15 protein-coding genes are annotated in these 19969 nt (G+C 73.9%); 11 read left to right on the forward strand and 4 right to left on the reverse strand.

The window, feature by feature from the left end; translation table 11 throughout:
* Positions 1 to 125: 125 nt before the first annotated feature.
* Positions 126 to 659 carry a TerD family protein gene (locus tag ACI2LW_RS15400; RefSeq protein ID WP_404731684.1) on the reverse strand — a complete coding sequence of 178 codons (534 nt, stop codon included), beginning with the start codon at positions 657 to 659 and terminating at the stop codon, positions 126 to 128.
* A 156-nt stretch (positions 660 to 815) separates the two neighbouring features.
* On the opposite strand from ACI2LW_RS15400, the gene ACI2LW_RS15405 reads away from it, so the two are divergent.
* From ACI2LW_RS15405 to ACI2LW_RS15415, 3 genes are all read left to right on the forward strand, one after another.
* A complete protein-coding gene (locus ACI2LW_RS15405) occupies positions 816 to 1421 on the forward strand; it encodes a YdbC family protein (protein WP_404731685.1) in 606 nt (201 codons plus the stop codon).
* A gap of 289 nt (positions 1422 to 1710) precedes the next feature.
* Complete coding sequence (locus tag ACI2LW_RS15410; RefSeq protein ID WP_404731686.1) at positions 1711 to 2379, forward strand: histidine phosphatase family protein; 669 nt, start codon at positions 1711 to 1713, stop codon at positions 2377 to 2379.
* A gap of 3 nt (positions 2380 to 2382) precedes the next feature.
* The gene (locus ACI2LW_RS15415; RefSeq protein WP_404731687.1) at positions 2383 to 3291 is read left to right on the forward strand and encodes an ADP-ribosylglycohydrolase family protein; all 909 of its coding nucleotides are present in this window, start codon (positions 2383 to 2385) and stop codon (positions 3289 to 3291) included.
* Positions 3292 to 3833: 542 nt separating this feature from the next.
* On the opposite strand, the gene ACI2LW_RS15420 is transcribed toward ACI2LW_RS15415, so the two are convergent.
* Positions 3834 to 5381 carry an MFS transporter gene (locus tag ACI2LW_RS15420; protein ID WP_404731688.1) on the reverse strand — a complete coding sequence of 516 codons (1548 nt, stop codon included), beginning with the start codon at positions 5379 to 5381 and terminating at the stop codon, positions 3834 to 3836.
* Positions 5382 to 5745: 364 nt separating this feature from the next.
* On the opposite strand from ACI2LW_RS15420, the gene ACI2LW_RS15425 reads away from it, so the two are divergent.
* From ACI2LW_RS15425 to ACI2LW_RS15435, 3 genes are all read left to right on the forward strand, one after another.
* Positions 5746 to 6369, forward strand: a complete 624-nt coding sequence (locus ACI2LW_RS15425) for a TetR/AcrR family transcriptional regulator (RefSeq protein ID WP_404731689.1) — start codon at positions 5746 to 5748, stop codon at positions 6367 to 6369.
* A gap of 106 nt (positions 6370 to 6475) precedes the next feature.
* A complete protein-coding gene (locus tag ACI2LW_RS15430; RefSeq protein WP_404731690.1) occupies positions 6476 to 7177 on the forward strand; it encodes a ribonuclease HII in 702 nt (233 codons plus the stop codon).
* Between the two features lie 68 nt (positions 7178 to 7245).
* Positions 7246 to 7878, forward strand: a complete 633-nt coding sequence (locus ACI2LW_RS15435; RefSeq protein ID WP_404731691.1) for a hypothetical protein — start codon at positions 7246 to 7248, stop codon at positions 7876 to 7878.
* 373 nt (positions 7879 to 8251) lie between these two features.
* Here the strand turns inward: ACI2LW_RS15435 and ACI2LW_RS15440 are convergent, their stop codons facing one another.
* Both ACI2LW_RS15440 and ACI2LW_RS15445 read right to left on the reverse strand, forming a co-directional pair.
* Entirely contained in the window at positions 8252 to 8866 is a 615-nt protein-coding gene (locus ACI2LW_RS15440; protein WP_404731692.1) for a hypothetical protein, read from the reverse strand.
* 382 nt (positions 8867 to 9248) lie between these two features.
* Positions 9249 to 11408, reverse strand: a complete 2160-nt coding sequence (locus ACI2LW_RS15445) for a RecQ family ATP-dependent DNA helicase (RefSeq protein ID WP_404731693.1) — start codon at positions 11406 to 11408, stop codon at positions 9249 to 9251.
* 130 nt (positions 11409 to 11538) lie between these two features.
* Here ACI2LW_RS15445 and ACI2LW_RS15450 point away from each other — a divergent pair, with 130 nt between their 5' ends.
* The 5 genes from ACI2LW_RS15450 to ACI2LW_RS15470 all read left to right on the forward strand — a co-directional run bounded on the left by ACI2LW_RS15450 (position 11539) and on the right by ACI2LW_RS15470 (position 19896).
* Entirely contained in the window at positions 11539 to 13224 is a 1686-nt protein-coding gene (locus ACI2LW_RS15450; RefSeq protein ID WP_404731694.1) for a DUF4192 family protein, read from the forward strand.
* A gap of 375 nt (positions 13225 to 13599) precedes the next feature.
* Positions 13600 to 14361: an NUDIX domain-containing protein gene (locus tag ACI2LW_RS15455; protein ID WP_404731695.1), complete on the forward strand. Its 762-nt coding sequence runs from the start codon at positions 13600 to 13602 to the stop codon at positions 14359 to 14361.
* A 206-nt stretch (positions 14362 to 14567) separates the two neighbouring features.
* Positions 14568 to 16871, forward strand: a complete 2304-nt coding sequence (locus ACI2LW_RS15460) for an ATP-binding cassette domain-containing protein (protein WP_404731696.1) — start codon at positions 14568 to 14570, stop codon at positions 16869 to 16871.
* 141 nt (positions 16872 to 17012) lie between these two features.
* Complete coding sequence (locus ACI2LW_RS15465; RefSeq protein ID WP_404731697.1) at positions 17013 to 17900, forward strand: FadR/GntR family transcriptional regulator; 888 nt, start codon at positions 17013 to 17015, stop codon at positions 17898 to 17900.
* Between the two features lie 448 nt (positions 17901 to 18348).
* On the forward strand, positions 18349 to 19896 hold the full coding sequence (locus tag ACI2LW_RS15470) for an RNA polymerase sigma factor (protein ID WP_404731698.1): 1548 nt from the start codon (positions 18349 to 18351) through the stop codon (positions 19894 to 19896).
* Positions 19897 to 19969 lie beyond the last annotated feature (73 nt).

Here is a 19969-nt window from a genome sequence, read left to right on the forward strand (position 1 = left end):
CCGGCACGGCCGATCCCCGGCCGTGCTCGCCGCGCGGGCGCACCCGGCCCCGTCGTCGCTGCTGCGGCCCTGCCGCGGACGGGCTACTGCTGGCGGGCTACTGCCGGTGGGCTACTGCTGGTGGGCTACTGCTGGTGGGCGCGGCCCATGGTGCGGGTGAACGTCACCGGGTCGTCGTCGAAGCCGCGGAGGCCCGGCCGGAAGTCCCAGTCGCCGAGTTCGTCGCGCACGAACTCGCCGACGGTGGCCGCCGTGGCGCCGGGCACCCCGCCGAAGTCGTCCTCGACGAGGACGGTGTAGCCCTCACGGATGCGCAGCCCCGGGTCCAGCACCTCGGCGAAGGTGCGGTGGGAGGGCCGCTGCTGGATGACGACGCCGACCACCACGCGCCCGTACCGGCCGTCCAGCCGCTCCAGCTCCAGCGTCATGACCTCGTCCCAGCCGAGGCCCTTGCCGTCCCTGCTGTCCCGGTCGAGGTGGATCGTGCCGTCCGGGGCACGGCTGCCGAAGTGCACCACGTAGGCCGGATCGCCGTGCGGATCACTCGTCAGGTAGGTGGCGGCGACGATGTCCAGATCCGTGGGCGGCTGCCCCGCCGGACTGGGATCCCACTTGATCGCGACCTCGACCTTGCGGATTCCCTTGCTGAGCCCGCTCAACGGACTCCCCCTTCCCGGTCCCCGTGCGCCCCCCTGCCCCAACTTCCGTTTCGCGGGCGCTCGTTGTCCATCGTGCCACGTGCGCGGGGGCGCCCGCGCGTGCGCTGTCCCCACGACAGTGACCGGCGCCACGCTCCTGGGCCTTACGATGGCGCGGTGCTGGTCAAGTGGATTCGCTGCACCGTGGTGGACCGCCGGGGGTTCGAGCGGGGGCAGCGGAAGTGGGCGGGGCTTCTGGGGGAGCCGGGATTCCGGGGGCAGGGGGGTGGCTGGAGCCGGGGGCGGCCCGGCGTGGCGCACACCTTCGCCTTCTGGGAGAGCCGCGCCTTCTACGACTCCTTCATGGCGCGCTCGCACGACCGGCTGGCCGCGGCCCAGGTCGGCACCTTCAAGGACGCCCAGGTCAGGCTCTTCGACCACCGGTTCGACGTGAAGACGGGCTTCGAGCCGCGCTTCACCGACGCCGACCTGGTGCGGGTGGCCCTGTGCCGGGTGCACGAGGAGCGGGCCGAGCACTTCACCCTCATGCAGGAGAAGGTGTGGAACCCCGCCATGGCGGGTTCTCCCGGCATGGTCCGCGGCCTGTTCGGCGAGGCGCCGGGGAACGAGTTCCTGGTGCTGTCGATGTGGCAGTCCTCCGCCGAGCACGGCAAGTACCGCACGGAACGGGTGGAGCGCCTGGCGCTGCGCGCCCAGACCGAGGCCGACGTCGCGGCGCTCACGGGCGACATCGTCGAGCTGGAGCCGAGCTGGACCGTTTGAATCCCCGGTCGGCTTGAATCCCCGGTCGGCCGGCCGACGGCCGACTGCCCGGCCGGCCGAGGACCGCCGACTGCCCGGTCGGCCGACGACCGGGAGCCCGGCTGACCGAGGACCGCCGACTGCCCGGCCGGCCGATGACCGACCGACCGGCCGACCGCCGCGCTACCCGCCCGGCTGCCCGGCCGGTCGTGCGCTCTGTGTGGCGCAGGGTGCACGATCCGTGTGACCTACGCCGTATGAGGGCCGCTGGAGTCCTCGATCGGCCGTCACTCGATCTAGTGTTTTCGGCATGGCACGACCACGGCGCATCGTCCTTGTCCGGCACGGCGAGTCGACGGGCAATGTCGATGACTCCGTGTACGAGCGGGAGCCCGACCACGCCCTCGCTCTGACGGAGCGCGGCCGGAAGCAGGCGGAGGAGACGGGCAAGAGGCTGCGCGAACTGTTCGCCGGGGAGCGGGTCAGCGTCTACGTCTCCCCCTACCGCCGTACCCACGAGACCCTCCGCGCCTTCCACCTCGACCCGGACCTCATACGGGTGCGCGAGGAGCCCCGGCTGCGCGAGCAGGACTGGGGGAACTGGCAGGACCGCGACGACGTACGCCTGCAGAAGGCGTACCGGGACGCCTACGGGCACTTCTTCTACCGCTTCGCCCAGGGCGAGTCCGGGGCCGACGTCTACGACCGGGTCGGCGGCTTCCTGGAGTCCCTGTTCCGCAGCTTCGAGGACCCGGATCACCCGCCCAACGTGCTGCTGGTCACGCACGGCCTGGCGATGCGGCTGTTCTGCATGCGCTGGTTCCACTGGACCGTCGCGGAGTTCGAGGCCCTGTCGAATCCGGGGAACGCGGAGATGCGGATGCTCGTTCTCGGGGACGACGGCAAATACACGCTGGACCGGCCCTTCGAGCGATGGCGGGATCCGGAACCGTACGGGATCACCGGATGGAGTGGCTGAGCGATGACCCCTGACCCCTCTCCCGCAGGGCGGCTGGAGCGCGCCCTCGCGGCTCTGCGCGGGCTCGCGGTGGGGAACGCGCTGGGCTCGCGCCTCCGGATGCCGGCGCACCACCCGCTGCTCAGGCGCCGGGAGCTGCCGCCCGGCCCGTGGCGGTGGATGGACGACACCGAGATGGCCTGCTCCGTGCTCGCCGTCCTGGCCGCCCACCACCGCGTCGACCAGGACGACCTCGCGGACTCAGTCGCCGGACACAGCACCCCCGACCGGGGCTACGGCACCGGTACCGCCCGGCTGCTGGAGCAGATCCGGGCCGGTGGCGACTGGCGCACGCTGGCCCCCGCGCTGTTCAAGGGGCTCGGATCGTGGGGGAGCGGCGCCGCCGGCCGTGTCGCCCCGCTGGGCGCCTGGTACGCGGACGACCCGGAACAGGCGGTGCACCAGGCGGAGATCTCGGCCTACCCCACCCATCAGCACCGGGAGGCCGTGGTCGGCGCGATGGCGGTCGCCGCGGCGGCCGCGCTGGCCGCCGCCCCCGGCGGGCCGCCGAGCGGCGCGGCCCTGCTGGACGGTGTGATCGGCCTCGTACCGGCCAGGAGCGCCGTCGGCGCCGGCCTGCGCCGCGCCCGCGACATGCTCGACTACGACGCCGCCGCGACCGTCGCGGCCGTCCTCGGCTGCGGACGGCGCCGGACGGCCCACGACACCGTTCCCTTCGCCCTGTGGTCGGCGGCCCGCTGCCTCGGGGACTTCGAGAACGCCTTCTGGACCACGGCCGGAGCGGGCGGCGACGTGGACACCACCTGCGCCGTCGTGGGCGGTGTGCTCGCCTCCGGGAAGGCGGGTCAGCCGCCCGCCGAGTGGGCGCACCGCACCGAGCCCCTGCCGCACTGGATACCGACGACGGCCTGACCGGCGACGGCCTCACCGACGACGGCCTGACCGGCGAAGGGGCAGGACGGGACGGCCACGGCCGCCTGCCGGTCCCGGTGCGCGCGAAGCGCGCGCCCCGCCCGTCCCGCGGGGCGGATGCGCGCGACGCGGCCGGTTGCCGGACGCGTGACGGGCCACGGGCGAGTTCGGGTACGGGGTGCGGGGAGCTCCAGGGGTCCGGATGCCGCGTGCCGTACGGCGACTGCCCAGCTGTCACGTGCCGCGTTGCCCGGCCTGTCACGTGCCGCGTTGCCCGGCCTGTCACGCGCCGAGTTGCCCGGGCCGTCGAGCTGGGGCCTCTTCCTTGCTGGGCCGGAAGGCCGGGCCCAGGGCGGGCCCGGACCGTCGCGGCCGGCCCCTCGGGGCCCGCCCGCCCTGCCCGGCCCACCACGATCCCGCCGTCCGCCCGTCCGCCCGTCCGCCCGTCCGTCCACCCCTCCGCCCGGCCCCGGGCCGACCGCCGTGGCCGGCCCCCGCGTCACGGGACTCCGGCCCCGCGTCACGGGGCCGGGGCCACGCCGTCAGCCGAGGCCCGGGCCCGCGGCTCCGGACAGGGCCTCCAGGTCGCTCTTGCGGACCCGGATGACCAGCCAGGCCGTCGCCAGGGCGAGTACGGCCATCGCCGCGGCCGGCACGAACGCCGTCGAGATGCCCTGCGCCAGCACCTCGTGGCCCCACGGAGCCGGCAACTGGTGGGTCCGGGCGAACTCCGCCTTCTGCTCGGCCGATCCGTCCGCGAGGAACTTCGGCACCTGCTTCTCGGCCTCGTTCTTGCTCGCCGTGCCGAACACCGTGGTGAGGATGGACAGCCCGAGCGAACCGCCCACCTGCTGCGTGGCGTTGAGCAGGCCGGAGGCCGCCCCGGCCTCGTGCGGGGCCACGCCCGAGACCGCGGTCACGGTCGCGGTCACGAAGTTCAGGCCCATGCCGAAGCCGAACACCAGCATCGGACCGATCACTCCGCCCAGATAGGAGCTGTCGGGGCTGATGAACGTCTGCCAGACGAGCCCGGTCACGACCAGCGCCGAGCCGGTGAGCATGAACGGCTTGGGCCCGAGCACCGGGAGGAACCGCTGCGACAGGCCCGCGCCCACCGCGATGGCGGCGGTGACCGGCAGGAAGGCGACTCCGGCCCTGATCGGGCTGTACCCCAGCACGTTCTGCACGAAGAGCACGATGTAGAAGAACATGCCGAACATCGCCGCGGCCAGGCTCAGCATGATGACGTACGTGCCCGAGCGGTTGCGGTCGGCGAACATCCGCAGCGGGGTGATCGGCTCCCGGGCGCGCCGCTCGGTGAACGCGAAGGCCACCAGCAGGACCACCGCGGCCGTGAAGGACCCGAGCGTGAGGCCGTCGCGCCAGCCGTCCTCCGAGGCCCGGATGAAGCCGTAGACGAGAGCGGCCATGCCCGAGGTGGAGGTCAGCGCGCCCGCGATGTCGAAGCGCCCGGGGTGGCGTTCCGACTCGGCGATGTACATCGGTGTGAGCACCGCGATCAGCACGCCGATCGGCACGTTGACGAAGAGCACCCAGCGCCAGTCGAGCCACTCGGTGAGCATGCCGCCGGCGAGCAGCCCGATGGCGCCGCCGCCCGCGGAGACCGCCGCGAACACGCCGAAGGCCCGGTTGCGTTCCGGGCCCTCGGGGAAGGTCGTCGTGATGAGGGCGAGTGAGGTCGGTGACGCGATCGCGCCCCCCACGCCCTGCAGGGCGCGAGCGGCCAGCAGCTGCCAGGGTTCCTGGGCGAGACCGCCCAGCAGCGAGGCGAAGGTGAACAGCAGGATGCCGGTCATGAAGACCCGGCGGCGGCCGAGGATGTCGCCGGCCCGGGCACCGAGCAGCAGCAGCCCGCCGAAGGTGAGCGTGTACGCGCTGACCACCCAGGTGAGGTCGGTGGTACTGAACTCGAGCGCGTCTTGAATGTGCGGGAGTGCGATGTTCACAATCGTCGCGTCGAGTACCACCATGAGTTGGCAGGCCGCGATGACGGTGAGCGCGATGCCGGGATGCCCCTCCCGGCGGGCCGCACCCGGTTTCTGTTCCTGGATCAACTGAGAGGTTGTCACTATGGGTCCCCCACAACGGCGTTAGTGAACGATCACGTTCACTGTCGCGTCAACGGTAGTGAGTCCCGGCTAGTGAACGCAAGCGTTCACTTAACGTCGGGTCGTGCGGCGTGTCCCCCGCCGTCACCGCTGCCGCACGAACCGCCACGTCCGCACCCTGCCCACGGCTCGGACTCCGGGCTCCCGGCCCTGACCTCGTGCCACCGGCTGGAACCCGGGCCCCAGCCCGGACCCCGTGGCCCCGGCTCGGACCCGGGCCCCCGGCTCGGACCCCCGTCCGTGCCCGGGCGGTCCGTACCCCCGAAAAGCCCCGCCCCGGAGAATCCGCTCCCGCTCCCCGTTCCCCGCTCCCTGGAGACAACAGATGGTTACCTCGCGCTGGACGGCCGCCCCCGCTCAGGCGGCCGCTCCCCGTCGGCGCGGCGCGGTCCTCGAACGCGCGATCCTCGACGCCGCCCTCGACCAGCTCGGCACGGTCGGCTGGAAGGGCCTCACCATGGAGGGCGTCGCGGCAGGCGCCCAGACCGGCAAGGCGGCCGTCTACCGCCGCTGGCCGACCAAGGAGGACCTCGTCGCGGACGCCCTGCAGGCCGGACTGCCCCGCGTCGAGGAGGCGCCGGACTTCGGCAATGTCCGCGACGACCTGCTGGCGCTGTGCCGGCTGTCCCGGGACACGATGTTCTCGCGCCCCGGGTGCGCCCTTCGCGCCGTGATTCACGAGTGCGATCCGACCCAGGCCGAACGCTTCCACGGGGTGATCTACGAGGGGGTGGTCGAGCCGATGATCAAGCTGATCCAAGCCGTGATCACACGCGGTATCGAGCGCGGCGAGGTGCGGCCCGACGCCGCGAACGGCCATGTCTACGACGCCGTTCCGGCCATGCTGATGTACCGCACCAAGATGTGCACCAGTGAATGGAGCGACCAGGAGCTGCAGGACATGATCGATCAGCTGATGGTCCCGCTGCTGCGCCCGTACGGCTCCTGACCGGCCGGGCCGCCCGGCCCCGGCGACCGGCTCGCGCGGCGGTACCGGCGCCGGACCGCCCCGGGGGTGTCGCGTGGAGATCGCGGCAGCGTACGCTGGGGGCGCCATGCCGTACGAACCACCCACCCACACCGTCGAGCGCTCCCTCAGAGCCACGACCGGAGCGAAGGTCATTGCCGGTGTCGACGAGGTGGGGCGCGGCGCCTGGGCCGGACCCGTCACCGTCTGCGCGGCGATCACCGGACTGCGCCGGCCGCCCGTGGGCCTCACCGACTCCAAGCTGCTCACCGTCAAGCGGCGCACCGAGCTCGCCGCGGAACTGCGGACCTGGGTGACGGCGTACGCCCTCGGGCACGCCTCCCCGGAGGAGATCGACGAGCTGGGGATGACGGCCGCGCTGCGGCTCGCGGCGGTCCGCGCGCTGGAGGAACTGCCGGTCCGCCCGGACGCGGTCATCCTCGACGGCAAGCACGACTACCTGGGCGCCCCCTGGAGGGTCCGTACGGTCATCAAGGGCGACCAGTCGTGCGTGGCCGTCGCGGCGGCCTCGGTGATCGCCAAGGTCCACCGCGACAAAATGATGGCCGAACTGGGTGCCGACCATGCAGACTTCGGTTTCGCGGCCAACGCAGGCTATCCGTCGCCCGTGCACAAGGCCGCGCTGGCGGAGCGGGGGCCCACCCCGTACCACCGGCTGACGTGGGCGTATCTTGATGCGCTGCCCCGGTGGCGGCACCTCAAGAAGGTCCGCGCCCTGGCGGACGCGGGCGTTCCGGAGATCGAGGGTCAGCTCGGCTTCGACTTCTGACCGTTCCGCCCGCCGGAATGCGGCACCCGCCCACGCGCGCCGCACCGGCGTTTGATAAACATCAGCCCATGCCTCTCATTCCCGAGGAGCCTCAGATTCACGAGAGTGCCCAGGGTCCCCGCGTCACGCCGGCCACCGGCCGTACCGCGCCGACCCCCCGCCCCGTACCCGGCCCCCGCCCCGCGGCCCCGCCGCGGCCAGGCCGTCCCGGCCCCGTGCGGCCCGTGCCGCCGGTGCAACGTACGCCGCGGGACACGACCGCGGCCAAGCCCGGACCCTCGGTCCCGGCGGCCCCCGCGGCCCCGGCCGCCACCCCGCAGATCCAGCTGATCCCGGCCTCGGCCGAGGGAGCGCTCGACGCCGCCGAGGAAGCGGTCGACCTGCTCCTGGAGTCGGGCCGTGCCCCCGGTGAGGTGCTGGTCATCACCACCGGTGAGCCGCATCCGTGGGCCGCGCACGAGCTGTCCTTCGGCGAAGCCTCCTACTGGGCGCAGCACGACGCGGGCGACGACGTGTTCTACACGGACGCCGCCGCGGCCTCGCGGGCTGCGGCCCGGCCCGTGGTCGTGGTCGCCGTCAACGGCGGCCCGGACGGCGCGGCGGCCACCGCCCTGCCGCTGGCCCACGCCCGGGCCGGTGCGCTGCTGATCGTCTGCGGCGACCCGCAGAAGATCAACTCGGTGCTCGGCGCCGGCGTCTGAACCGCCCGCACGGCGGGTTAGGGGCCGCCTCGTCCGCCCAGGCCGTCGAGGTCCGCGGGGAGTCCGGACGGGCGGTCGGTGGCCGGCGGACCCCGCTGCGGCGATCACGCACGGCGGGGGCTTCGGTCTGCGCGCGAGCGGCCGTGTGCCGGCCGCCGGCGACGAGCCGTGCGCCGGTGAGGGCCGTCCTCCAGGAGCGGGGTGTCCACTGTCCGTGGGCCCGTCCACTGTCCGTGCGGCGTGCACCGGCCGTGGGGCGCGCGCCGACTTGGGCCGTGCACCGGCCGTGGGGTGTGCACCGGCCGCGGTGGTGCGTCCTCGCGTGCGGTCCTCGCCGGGTGGGTGGCGTCGCCGGTGGTTCGACGGCCGGGGCTCAGCGGGCAGCCGCGCGCCGCAGCACCTCGGAGGCCGCGCCTCCGGTGCGGGGCGGCGGGGGCGGCGCCTCGGCCAGGCCGAACGGCTCAGGTGCCGAGTCCGCGTTCGGGCGGCGGCCGCCGCGGCCCTCGCCGAGCACCTGCCAGCCGTCCCGGGTCAGCGTGATGTACGCCCCGCAGCGCAGCCCGTGCAGCGTGCAGGCGTCACGCAGACCCCACATCCAGGCCCCGTCCTCCTCCGTCCAACGTCCCTCGCCCTCGCGGCAGTACAGCAGCACGGCCGTGCGCACCGGAGTACGGCGCCGCAGATCGTGCGGGATGACCCGGCGCAGCTGGGAGAGCAGCGTGTTGCGGAACATCCAGCCGTCGGCGGGGGCCGGACGGCGCACGAACGAGGCGCTCGCCCGCAGCCGTTCGTCCGGATCCAGGACCGCGACCACGGCGGTGGCGGGCCGGGGACGATGCCGGGCGTGCAGTCCGCTGACGACTTCCCGGGGATTGCGCAGCAGCGGGATGCCCGCGGCGGCCCACTCCGCGGGTTCGAGCACCCTGTGGGCGGAGGCGGCGGACGTCGACAACGACGCCGCCGAGGACGGAGCGAATCCGAAGGTCACGGTCCTCCCTTCGGCTACGCGCCCACACTGCGGGGCGGGGTCGGATTCGGGGGAGCGCACACCGCAGCAGAGCACTGCCGGACCACGGCTGGGCCGTGCGGGGAGCGGACCTCAATTCTTCCTGCCGAACTGTGATGCGGCAACGAGCAATTGGAGCCGCCGACCGTTATCTGGCGACCCGGGGCTTATATCCCTACCCAGGGTGTCGGCGCGCGACGCCTGAGACGGTCGCTCCGGGCCGCTTCCCGTGTCAAGTGTGCGTGCCGGGTCCGGGGGAGTGCACGCAGCGTCACCGGCCGGCGGTGCGGGCCCGTGACCGGAACTGCGGACCTCGCGGGCGCGGTCCCGGGCGTCCCGCGCCCATGGGTTCACCTCCGGCACCTCAGCCCTGCACGGCGAGGACCAGCGGCATCACCCCCTGGGCGCCGGCCCGCCGCAGCAGGCGGGCCGCTACCGCGAGGGTCCAGCCCGTCTCCGTGTAGTCGTCCACGAGCAGCACCGGACCGGGGTTCCCGGCGAGGGCCGACGCCAGCGCCGGCGGCACGGTCAGTGCCCCGTCGAGGGCCTTCAGCCGCTGCGCGCTGTTGCTGCGGGGCACCCGCTGCACGTCCCCGGCGTACTCCACGGCGCCCAGCAGGGGCAGCCGCCCGACCTCCGAGATGTGCGCGCCGAGGGACCGGATCAGCCGTGGCCGGGTGCGGGAGGCCAGGGTGACCACGCCGACCGGGCGCGGCGGCGCGTCCGGCGCCCCCGAAGCCCAGCCGCCGGGCGCCTTCGCCCAGTCGGCCAGCACACCCACCACGGCCCGCGCCACGTCCTCCGGGACGGGGCCGTCGGGTGCGTGGGCGGTGAGCATCGGCCGCAGCCGGTTGCCCCAGCCGATGTCCGACAGGCGCCCCAGGGCACGTCCCTCCGCAGCCTGTTCACCGGCCGGGATGCGTCCCTTGAGGGCGACGCCGATCGCCGCGAGTCCGGTCGGCCACATACGGCGCGGCTCCACCTCAACACCGGCCCGGCCGAGGTCCACCCGCGCGGCGTCGAGCGCCGCCGTGGAGGTGTCGGCGGTGAACCGGGTGCCCGCGCAGTTGTCGCAGCGGCCGCACGGCCTGGCGGTGTCGTCGTCGAGCCGGCGCTGCAGGAACTCCATCCGGCACCCGGTGGTCGCCGCGTACTCGCGCATCGCCTGCTGCTCGGCCTTGCGCTGCCGCGCCACCCAGTCGTACCGCTCCGCGTCGTACGTCCACGGCTCGCCGGTCGCCACCCAGCCGCCCTTGACCCGCCGGACCGCCCCGTCCACGTCGAGCACCTTGAGCATGGCCTCCAGCCGGGAGCGGCGCAGTTCGACCAGGGGCTCCAGAGCGGGCAGCGACACGGGGCCCGCCGCGCGGGCGAGGACGTCGAGGGTCCGGCGCACCAGTTCCTCGGACGGAAAGGCGAGGGAGGCGAAGTACTCCCAGATCGCCTCGTCCTCCTTGCCCGGCAGCAGGAGCACCTCGGCGTGCTCGACCCCGCGTCCGGCGCGGCCCACCTGCTGGTAGTAGGCGATGGGGGAGGAGGGCGAACCGAGGTGCACCACGAAGCCGAGGTCGGGCTTGTCGAAGCCCATGCCGAGCGCCGACGTGGCGACCAGGGCCTTGACCCGGTTGCCGAGCAGGTCGTCCTCGGCCTGCTGCCGGTCGGCGTTCTCCGTCCGGCCGGTGTAGGAGGCCACGGCGTGCCCGCGCTGCCGGAGGAAGGCGGCGACCTCCTCGGCGGCGGCCACGGTCAGCGTGTAGACGATCCCGGAGCCGGGCAGCTCGTCGAGGTGGTCGGCGAGCCAGGCCATCCGGTGCGCGGCGTCCGGCAGGCGCAGCACCCCCAGGCTCAGGCTGTCCCGGTCGAGGGGCCCGCGCAGCACCAGGGTGTCGGTGGCGTCGCCGGTGCCCAGCTGTTCGGCGACGTCGGCGGTGACCCGGGCGTTGGCGGTGGCGGTGGTCGCGAGGACGGGGACGCCCGGCGGCAGCTCGGTGAGCATGGTGCGCAGCCGCCGGTAGTCGGGGCGGAAGTCGTGGCCCCAGTCGGAGATGCAGTGCGCCTCGTCCACCACGAGCAGCCCCGTCGCCGCGGCGAGCTTGGGCAGGACCTGGTCGCGGAAGTCGGGGTTGTTGAGCCGCTCCGGGCTGACCAGCAGGACGTCGACGTCGCCCGCCGCGATCTCGCTCTGCACGGTGTCCCACTCCTCGGTGTTCGCCGAGTTGATCGTGCGGGCGTGGATGCCGGCGCGGGCGGCGGCGTCGACCTGGTTGCGCATCAGCGCCAGCAGAGGGGAGACGATCACGGTGGGGCCGCCTCCCCGGGCTCTGAGCAGTGAGGTCGCCACGAAGTAGACCGCGGACTTCCCCCAGCCCGTGCGCTGCACGACCAGCGCCCGCCGCCGCTCGGCGACCAGCGCCTCGATCGCCCGCCACTGGTCCTCGCGCAGACGGGCGGACTCGTCGCCGACGAGACGGGCGAGGACCTCGTCGGCCGCTGCCCGCAGGTCGGCGTTGCTCGTGTGCTCCATGGGTCCCATACAACAGGACGGCACTGACAATCGGGACACCGCGGCCGCCCGACGATGTGATTGACGTGTCCCTGATTGAAGTTGTCCACAGGCCGAAGCGGAGCACGGGATTTCGCGGGATCGTCGGCGCATGACGAATCACAGCGCGACCACCGGCCCCTCCGACAACGGCGACATCGCCTACGACGGGCCCGGCCCCGAGCAGCGGATCACCCTGCGCACCCCGGCCGAACTGGCCGACGCACTGCCCTACCTGCTCGGATACCCACCCGAGAACAGCATGGTCCTGGCGGCACTGCACGACCGCGGCGGACCCGGCCGCTTCGGCGGCCGGGCGAGGCTGGGCATCCCGCGGAACGCCGGCGACTGGCCGTCCGCGGCCCGGCAGCTGGCCCACGGCCTGATCACGGGCAGTGAACGCAGGGGAGCCAAACCCGAGCAGATGGTCGCCTTCCTCTGCCAGGAACCGGCCGCCGGCGAGTCGGCCCGGCAGGTCATGCGGCGGCTGCGGCCGCTGGCCCAGAAGCTCCGCACGGAGTGCGGCCGCCTCGACGTGCCCGTCATCGAGGCCCTGTGCATCTCCGGCGGCCGCTTCTGGTCGTACTGCTGTCCCAGCGACGACTGCTGCCCCGACGAGGGACGGCCCATGGGGCTGCCGGGCACCTCCGTGCTGGCCGCGGCGGCGGCCTACGCCGGAGTCCAGGTGCGCCCGCTCGGGGAGCTGCGGGCCAGACTGCTCCCCTGGGAGACCCCCGCGGCGCTGGAGCAGGAGGCCGCCCTCGACGCCGCGGGAAGCGCTCTGGTCGCCAGGATCCTCGACCAGGCACACCGCGCCGAGGTGGCCGAGGAGACCCTGGCCCTGGCCGAGCGGGTCATGCGGCGGTTCGCCGACGCGCCGGTGGTTCCGGGAGCCGCTCCCTCGGACCTCCGCGACGACCGGCTGCTGGACCACGAGGAGGCGGCGGCCCTGATCCTGGGTCTGCAGGACCGCACGACGCGCGACCGTGCGGCCGCGTGGATGGAAGGGGACGAGGCCGGCCCCGCCCTGCGCCTGTGGCGGGCCCTCGCCCGGCGCTGCGTCGGCCCGTACGGCGAGCATGCCGCGGCCCCGCTGACCCTGGCGGGCTGGGTGGCCTGGTCCACCGGCGACGAGCTGGAGGCCCGGGAAGCCCTGGCCATGGCACTGGGCGCGGACCCCGACTACCTCTTCGCACGGCTGCTGCACCAGGCCTGCAACGAGGGACTGGACCCGGAGTCGGTCCGCCGCTGCCTGCGCACCGAGCGCAGGCAGCGTACGGAGGACACGGAGGGCGCGGAGGGCGCGGAGAGCGACTGGGGTGCGGGGAGTCCCGGGGGTGCGGGCTTCACCGAGGAAAGGGAGCACGCCGCAGGCACGCCGTCACCTGCCGCCGGCGTCGGCGCCGGAGAAGCGGAGGAAGGACGCGCGCGGCACGACGGGCAGGCGGCGATGGTCGGACCGGATTCCGAGGCGCGGGACAGCACGGGCGGTGTGGACGGCGAGGGCGGCACGGATGGTGCGGGTGGTGGCGCGGACCCCTGCCTCCCGGCGGCGTCGCGAGCCCTTCGCCGCCGCCGGAGCCGGTCGCGGACGGAGGGCCCGGGCACGGGACGCGCACTGCCGGGTCCGGACGGCACACGCCCCGCGCCCCCCTCTGCCGGCCGGACACGCCGGGCCGCCGCCGGGTCACCGGGCCGCACCCGGCCGCACAGCCGGACGGCAGGAGGCCCGCCCGGTCCGCACACCGGCCGGCCGGGCGGGAGCCCGGCGGGCGAACCATCCGAGGCGGGCGCCTGAGGGCCGCCCGGCGAGGAGGCGACCGGCCCCACGAGCCGAAGGGAGCGCCGGCGGACGTCCTGCCTCACGCGGCCCGGTGTGGGACCGCGGACGTGGGGCGGCCATGCCCAGCGGCTAGACAGACCCGCGGTCGACCGGGCGGCCGGGCGGACCAGGCAGCCGGGTGGACCGGGCGACCGGGCGGCCGGGCGGCCGGGCGGACCAGGCAGCCGGGTGGACCGGGCAGCCGGGTGGACCGGGCAGCCTGGCGGACCAGGCGCACCGGTCGGGCGGGGGTCAGGCGGCCGGGCGGACCGGGTGGGCCGGGCGGGACCAACCGTCGAAGGCGTCGGCGAAGGGAGTGTTTATCGTCAGGCAGACGACTATGATCGCGGCATGCCCTACGACCCGTCAGCGTTTCCGCCCTTCGCCGTCACCGTGGACCTGGTCGTGCTGACCGTGCGCCGCCACTCCCTGTGCGCGCTGGCGGTGCGCAGGGGCGAGCCCCCGTTCCAGGGGCGCTGGGCACTCCCCGGCGGTTTCGTACGGGCCGACGAGGACCTGGCGCAGGCCGCGGCGCGCGAATTGGCCGAGGAGACCGGACTGCGCGCCCACGATCCGGCGGCCCCCGTCCAGGACACCGGCGGCGCTCACCTGGAGCAGCTCGCGACCTACGGCGACCCCAAGCGCGATCCCCGGATGCGGGTCGTCAGCGTGGCCCACCTCGCCCTCGCCCCCGACCTGCCCGCGCCGCGGGCCGGCGGCGACGCCAGCAACGCGCGCTGGGCGCCCGTGGAGGAACTGCTGGAACAGGGCGGCTACGGCCGCGACGGGGAGGCGGTGGCCCCGCTCGCCTTCGACCACGCCCAGATCCTCGCGGACGGTGTGGAGCGGGCCCGCTCCAAGATCGAGTACTCGTCGCTCGCGACGGCGTTCTGCCCGCCCGAGTTCACCGTCGGGGAACTGCGCCGCGTCTACGAGGCGGTGTGGGGCGTGGCCCTCGATCCCCGCAATTTCCACCGCAAGGTGACCGGCACTCCGGGGTTCCTGGTGCCGACCGGCGGCACGACGACCCGCCAGGGCGGCCGGCCCGCCCAGCTCTTCCGGGCCGGCGGTGCCACGCTGCTCAACCCGCCGATGCTGCGCCCGGAAGTCTGAGCCGGGTTCCTCCACCGCCCCACACGCTCCAGCACTTCCGTGCCCGTTGATCTCCTCCTGACTCCTCCTGACTCCTCCTGGCCTCCGGGTTGCTCTCCGATGTGCTTGCGAACCGGGAACCAAGTGACGGGTGGTGATGCCGATGGTTGGTGAACGCGCGGCGTGAAACCCCGGGAAAACGGACATAACGCGCTATCTTGCTGCGGGTGATCCAGGCCTTCGGATTGACCAGCGACTCCCGCAAGGGCCTTCCGCCCGCCGTCGACGACGTCTCCTTCGACGCGCACACGGGTCGCGTCACCGCGCTCCTGGGCGCGCCGGGCGCGGGCAAGACGACGACGCTCAGACTCATGCTCGAACTCCAACCGGGCCGCGGCATCACCTACTTCAAGGGAAGGCCCCTCCACCGCATCGCCCATCCCGCGCACGAGGTCGGCGCGCTCCTCGGGGACGTACCGGGCCATCCCTCCCGCACCGTCCGCGGTCATCTGCGCATGCTGTGCGCCGCGGCCGGTCTTCCGGCCCGGCGCGCCGACGAGGTTCTGGAGGTGGTCGGGCTCGTCAGTCTTCGGGAGGAGCGCCTGGGCACGCTCGCGCGCGCCGCGGACCGGCGGCTGGGACTGGCCTGCGTTCTGCTGGCCGATCCGCACACGCTGGTGCTCGACGAGCCGGCCGACGGGCTCTCGGTGCGGGAGAACCGCTGGCTGCACGGCATGCTGCGGGCGCACGCGGCACAGGGCGGCACGGTTCTGTTCACCACGGCCGATCCCAAGGAGGCGGCGGGCACCGCGGACCGGGTCGTCACGATCGAGCGGGGCAGGCTCGTGGCCGACCAGGAGGCGGCGGACTTCGCCCGGCACCGGCTGCGCCCCCGGGTCGCCGTCCGCAGCCCGCACGCGGCCCGCCTGGCCGCCCTCCTGGCCAAGGAGGCCCGCACCGCGCGCCGCTCCGTCGAGGTGGTGCACGAGGAGGGCAACCGGCTATCCGTCTACGGCAGTACGTGCGCCGACGTGGGCGAGGCCGCGTTCCGCCACGGCATCCTCGTGCACCAACTGGCCGACGAGGTCGGCGACATGGGACCCGGCGCGGGGGCGGTCCCGGCGCACACCACGTGGGGCGCCGGGCAGCACGGGACCTCCTCCGTGTCCAGGACCGCGCCGGGGAGCACCCGATCCGAGGGTGCGGCCGTCGCGACGGGCCCCGGGGAGAGGCCGGTCACGGCAGCCTCCCTAGCCTCGAGCGTCGCATCGGTCTCCGAAGGCTCGTTGATCACTGCCGTTTCCGGGGCGGACGGCGAGTCCGGGTCCGACGCCGGCTCCTCGGCGGGAACGCCGGTCACGGGCCGCTCCGAGGGGCCGGCCGGCCCGGCGGGCAAGGGCGGGGCACCGCTCACCGCGCGGGTGCACGGCGGCACGGCCACGGCCGAGCCCGGACAGCGGGCCGCCCGCGACGGGCACGCTGCCGGTACCGGAGACGCCGACGGCCAGGACGGCCAGGACGGCCAGGACGGCCACGACGGCCTCCACGCCCCGTCCGCCACCGGCGATTCCGACGGCCCGAGGGCCGCGTCCCGCCCCGGAACCACCACCGGCGGGACCCACGCCCCGCAGGACCGCCCGCGCCCCGCGCCCCCGCACCCGGCCATCCCCACCCCGCGCCCCGCGGAGGCGGTCACGTTCGACGCGTCGTCCCCGCTGCCGCCCCCCATCTCGGTCCGCCCCGGCCCGAGCCCCCTGCGTCCCCTCCGCTACGAGCTGCGCCGCGCCGCGGGGATCGGCACGGGCTTCGTCACCTGCGCCGCCGTCCTGACCGTCTCGGCCGTCGTGGCCCTGGTACTGGGCCGCATCGGCCACACTCCCCAGCCGCGGCTGCTGGCCGCCTGGCCGCGGCAACTGCCGCTGCCGCCCGCCGCGCTCGGCGCCGGGCTGCTCGGCGCGCTGTCCTTCGGCGACGAGTTCCGTCACCCCGCGCTGGCGGCGGACCGGGGCACGGTGCCCCGCCGGCTGGGCCTGCTCTGCGCGAAACTGCTGGTGGCGGCGGGCACGGCGCTGATGCTCGCCTTCCTCACGGTCGGCTGCGACGCCGAGCTGCTCTACGTCGTCCACGGGCGGGAGCTCACCCAGGTCCCCGGCGACTGGCTCCGGCTCGGAGTCAGTTGGACCGGCCTGATGGTCGGCTCGGCGTGGACCGGGGTGCTCGCGGCGGGGCTGTTCCGTTCGACCACCGCCGGGCTCGCCGCGGTGGTCGCGGTGCCGGTCGTCGTCGTACCCCTGCTGCGCGCGGCGTCGGGGGGCACGCTCTGGAACGCGGACGGGCTGCCCGCGCGGCTGCGCCGGTCCTTTCTGCTCCAGTGGCCCTTCGGCGGGGACCAGTACCTGGCGGCCGCGGCCCGTCTGATCGCCCAACCCATGGGCGGCGCACTCGCGTTGTGCCTGGTGGCGCTGGGGTGCGCCTATGTGGTGACGGCTCTCCGCGGCCGGTCCAGATGGCCACGTTCTGTACGCATTTGATCGCGCTCCGCACGCAACTCTTCGGAGATGGCTTGTTCCTTTCCGGTAACGCGTCAATTGCGGTGAAGTGAGCGATCACCCTTTCGTGTGCTTTTCACCAAAGCCCTCAAGGCAGTTGGAGGCGACGCCGACAAAGGATCCGTGAGTACCCTTGCGCACACCATGATGACCGCCGCCCGCTCCTCCGACTCCGGTCTGGCCGGCCCGGGCGAACTCGACCGCTACCCGTACGCCGAGGCGGCCCTGCCCGACCGCGTCGGAAGCCCTGCCTGGGAGAACGCCGATCCGGAGCTGGGCCGGGTGGGACGACGTGCCGCGGGCAGCCGCGGCCGCGGACTGCACGGACAACTCGTCCAGCAGCTCGGGCAGATGATCGTCTCCGGAGACCTGGGCGCCGACCGCCCCCTGGTGCCCGAGGAGATCGGCCAGCGCTTCGAGGTGTCCCGCACCGTCGTCCGTGAGTCGCTCCGCGTCCTGGAGGCCAAGGGCCTGGTCAGCGCCCGCCCGAACGTCGGCACGCGGGTACGCCCGGTCAGCGACTGGAACCTGCTCGATCCGGACATCATCGAGTGGCGCGCCTACGGGCCGCAGCGCGACGACCAGCGCCGGGAGCTGAGCGAGCTGCGCTGGACGATCGAGCCGCTCGCCGCCCGCCTGGCCGCCGGGCACGGCCGCGAGGACGTCCAGCAGCGGCTGTCGGACATGGTCGAGATCATGGGACACGCGCTGGGACAGGGCGACGCGCTCACCTTCTCGCGCGCCGACGCCGAGTTCCACACGCTGCTCATCCAGGTCGCGGGCAACCGGATGCTGGAGCACCTCTCCGGCATCGTGTCGGCCGCGCTCCAGGTCTCCGGCGGCCCGGTCACCGGCTGCGACCGGCCCAACGAGACCGCCCTGGCGCAGCACGCCCGGATCGTCGACGCGCTCGCCGCCGCCGACGGCGCGGCGGCCGAGGGAGCCATGCGGCAACTGCTCACGGTGCACCCGGAGGTCGAGCGGGTCGTCCCGGCCCCTCGCGAGCACTGACCGGGACAGCAGTGACCGCGCGCGGACGGCACGGCCGCGGGGCCCTGCCGTCCGCCCGCGGCCCCCGGCCGGCAGGCGGACCCCGGTCACGTGCCCCGCGGTACCCTCCCCCGCGCCGCGCCGCGCCGTCGGCGCCCGGCCGGCCGCGCCCACGACGGAAAGCCCGGGCGGACAAGCGGACAAACGCCGCCCCTGGTATGCCCAGATCCGATCTGTTTTGAACGCCTACGGGATGTGACTCGGGCCACGCGGATTGGGCGTAACGCTCATGGGAACAACGCGATGACCTAAGAGGTGACAGCCGAGGAGGAATACGGACGCCGTTCACGGCGCTGTGCATCTTCCCGGCCCCCGCCCGCACCGTCGGCCCATCCCCAGGCCGGTGGTCGGCTCCTGTCCACCAGGGACGGGGCCGGAAGCCGTTTTCCAACGTTCCGAGAGGTTGTTCGTGTCGGCCAGCACATCCCGTACGCTCCCGCCGGAGATCGCCGAGTCCGTCTCTGTCATGGCGCTCATTGAGCGGGGAAAGGCTGAGGGGCAGATCGCCGGCGACGATGTGCGTCGGGCCTTCGAAGCTGACCAGATTCCGGCCACTCAGTGGAAGAACGTACTGCGCAGCCTCAACCAGATCCTCGAGGAAGAGGGTGTGACGCTGATGGTCAGTGCCGCGGAGCCCAACAAGCGCACCCGGAAGAGCGTCGCAGCGAAGAGTCCGGCCAAGCGCACCGCCACCAAGACGGTCGCGGCGAAGACGGCCACCGCCAGGAAGGCCACCGCCACCGCCACGCCGGCGGCGCCCGCCGCCGACACGCCCGTCGAGGACGACGCTCCCGTCAGGAAGGCCGCAGCCAAGAAGGCGGCCCCGGCCAAGAAGACGGCCACGAAGAAGACGACCGCCGCCAAGAAGACGACGGCCGCGGCCAAGAAGACCACCGCCGGCAAGAAGGACGACGTCGAGCTCATCGAGGACGAGGTTCTCGAGGAGGCCAAGGGCGCGGAGGAGCCGGAGGGCGCCGAGAGCGCCGGGTTCGTGCTGTCCGACGAGGACGAGGACGACGCTCCCGCCCAGCAGGTCGCCGCCGCCGGCGCCACCGCGGACCCGGTCAAGGACTACCTGAAGCAGATCGGCAAGGTCCCCCTGCTCAACGCCGAGCAGGAGGTCGAGCTGGCCAAGCGCATCGAGGCCGGTCTCTTCGCCGAGGACAAGCTGGCGAACTCCGACAAGCTCGCCCCCAAGCTCAAGCGCGAGCTGGAGATCATCGCCGAGGACGGCCGCCGCGCCAAGAACCACCTCCTGGAGGCCAACCTCCGTCTGGTGGTCTCCCTGGCCAAGCGCTACACCGGCCGCGGCATGCTCTTCCTGGACCTCATCCAGGAGGGCAACCTCGGTCTCATCCGCGCGGTGGAGAAGTTCGACTACACCAAGGGCTACAAGTTCTCCACGTACGCCACCTGGTGGATCCGTCAGGCGATCACCCGCGCCATGGCCGACCAGGCCCGCACCATCCGCATCCCGGTGCACATGGTCGAGGTCATCAACAAGCTCGCGCGCGTCCAGCGCCAGATGCTCCAGGACCTGGGCCGCGAGCCCACCCCGGAGGAGCTGGCCAAGGAGCTCGACATGACCCCGGAGAAGGTCATCGAGGTCCAGAAGTACGGCCGCGAGCCGATCTCCCTGCACACCCCGCTGGGCGAGGACGGCGACAGCGAGTTCGGTGACCTCATCGAGGACTCCGAGGCGGTCGTCCCGGCCGACGCGGTCAGCTTCACGCTGCTGCAGGAGCAGCTGCACTCCGTGCTCGACACCCTGTCCGAGCGCGAGGCCGGCGTGGTCTCCATGCGCTTCGGCCTCACCGACGGCCAGCCGAAGACCCTCGACGAGATCGGCAAGGTCTACGGCGTCACGCGTGAGCGCATCCGCCAGATCGAGTCGAAGACCATGTCGAAGCTGCGCCACCCGTCGCGTTCCCAGGTGCTGCGCGACTACCTCGACTAGTCCCGGTCCCGCACGCCGAAGGCCCGGCCCCCGTGAAGGGGTGCCGGGCCTTCGTGCTGCGCGCCGCGCCGCT

The sequence above is a fragment of the Streptomyces sp. NPDC004065 genome (assembly GCF_044903565.1).
Classification (GTDB): domain Bacteria; phylum Actinomycetota; class Actinomycetes; order Streptomycetales; family Streptomycetaceae; genus Streptomyces.

Excerpts from the sequence above, each read along its gene's own strand:
- ACI2LW_RS15410 (WP_404731686.1), top strand. The coding sequence starts at position 1,711 with ATGGCACGACCACGGCGCATCGTCCTTGTCCGGCACGGCGAGTCGACG.
- ACI2LW_RS15415 (WP_404731687.1), top strand. The coding sequence starts at position 2,383 with ATGACCCCTGACCCCTCTCCCGCAGGGCGGCTGGAGCGCGCCCTCGCG.
- ACI2LW_RS15425 (WP_404731689.1), top strand. The coding sequence starts at position 5,746 with ATGGTTACCTCGCGCTGGACGGCCGCCCCCGCTCAGGCGGCCGCTCCC.
- ACI2LW_RS15430 (WP_404731690.1), top strand. The coding sequence starts at position 6,476 with ATGCCGTACGAACCACCCACCCACACCGTCGAGCGCTCCCTCAGAGCC.
- ACI2LW_RS15435 (WP_404731691.1), top strand. The coding sequence starts at position 7,246 with ATGCCTCTCATTCCCGAGGAGCCTCAGATTCACGAGAGTGCCCAGGGT.
- ACI2LW_RS15445 (WP_404731693.1), bottom strand. The coding sequence starts at position 11,408 with ATGGAGCACACGAGCAACGCCGACCTGCGGGCAGCGGCCGACGAGGTC.
- ACI2LW_RS15450 (WP_404731694.1), top strand. The coding sequence starts at position 11,539 with ATGACGAATCACAGCGCGACCACCGGCCCCTCCGACAACGGCGACATC.
- ACI2LW_RS15455 (WP_404731695.1), top strand. The coding sequence starts at position 13,600 with ATGCCCTACGACCCGTCAGCGTTTCCGCCCTTCGCCGTCACCGTGGAC.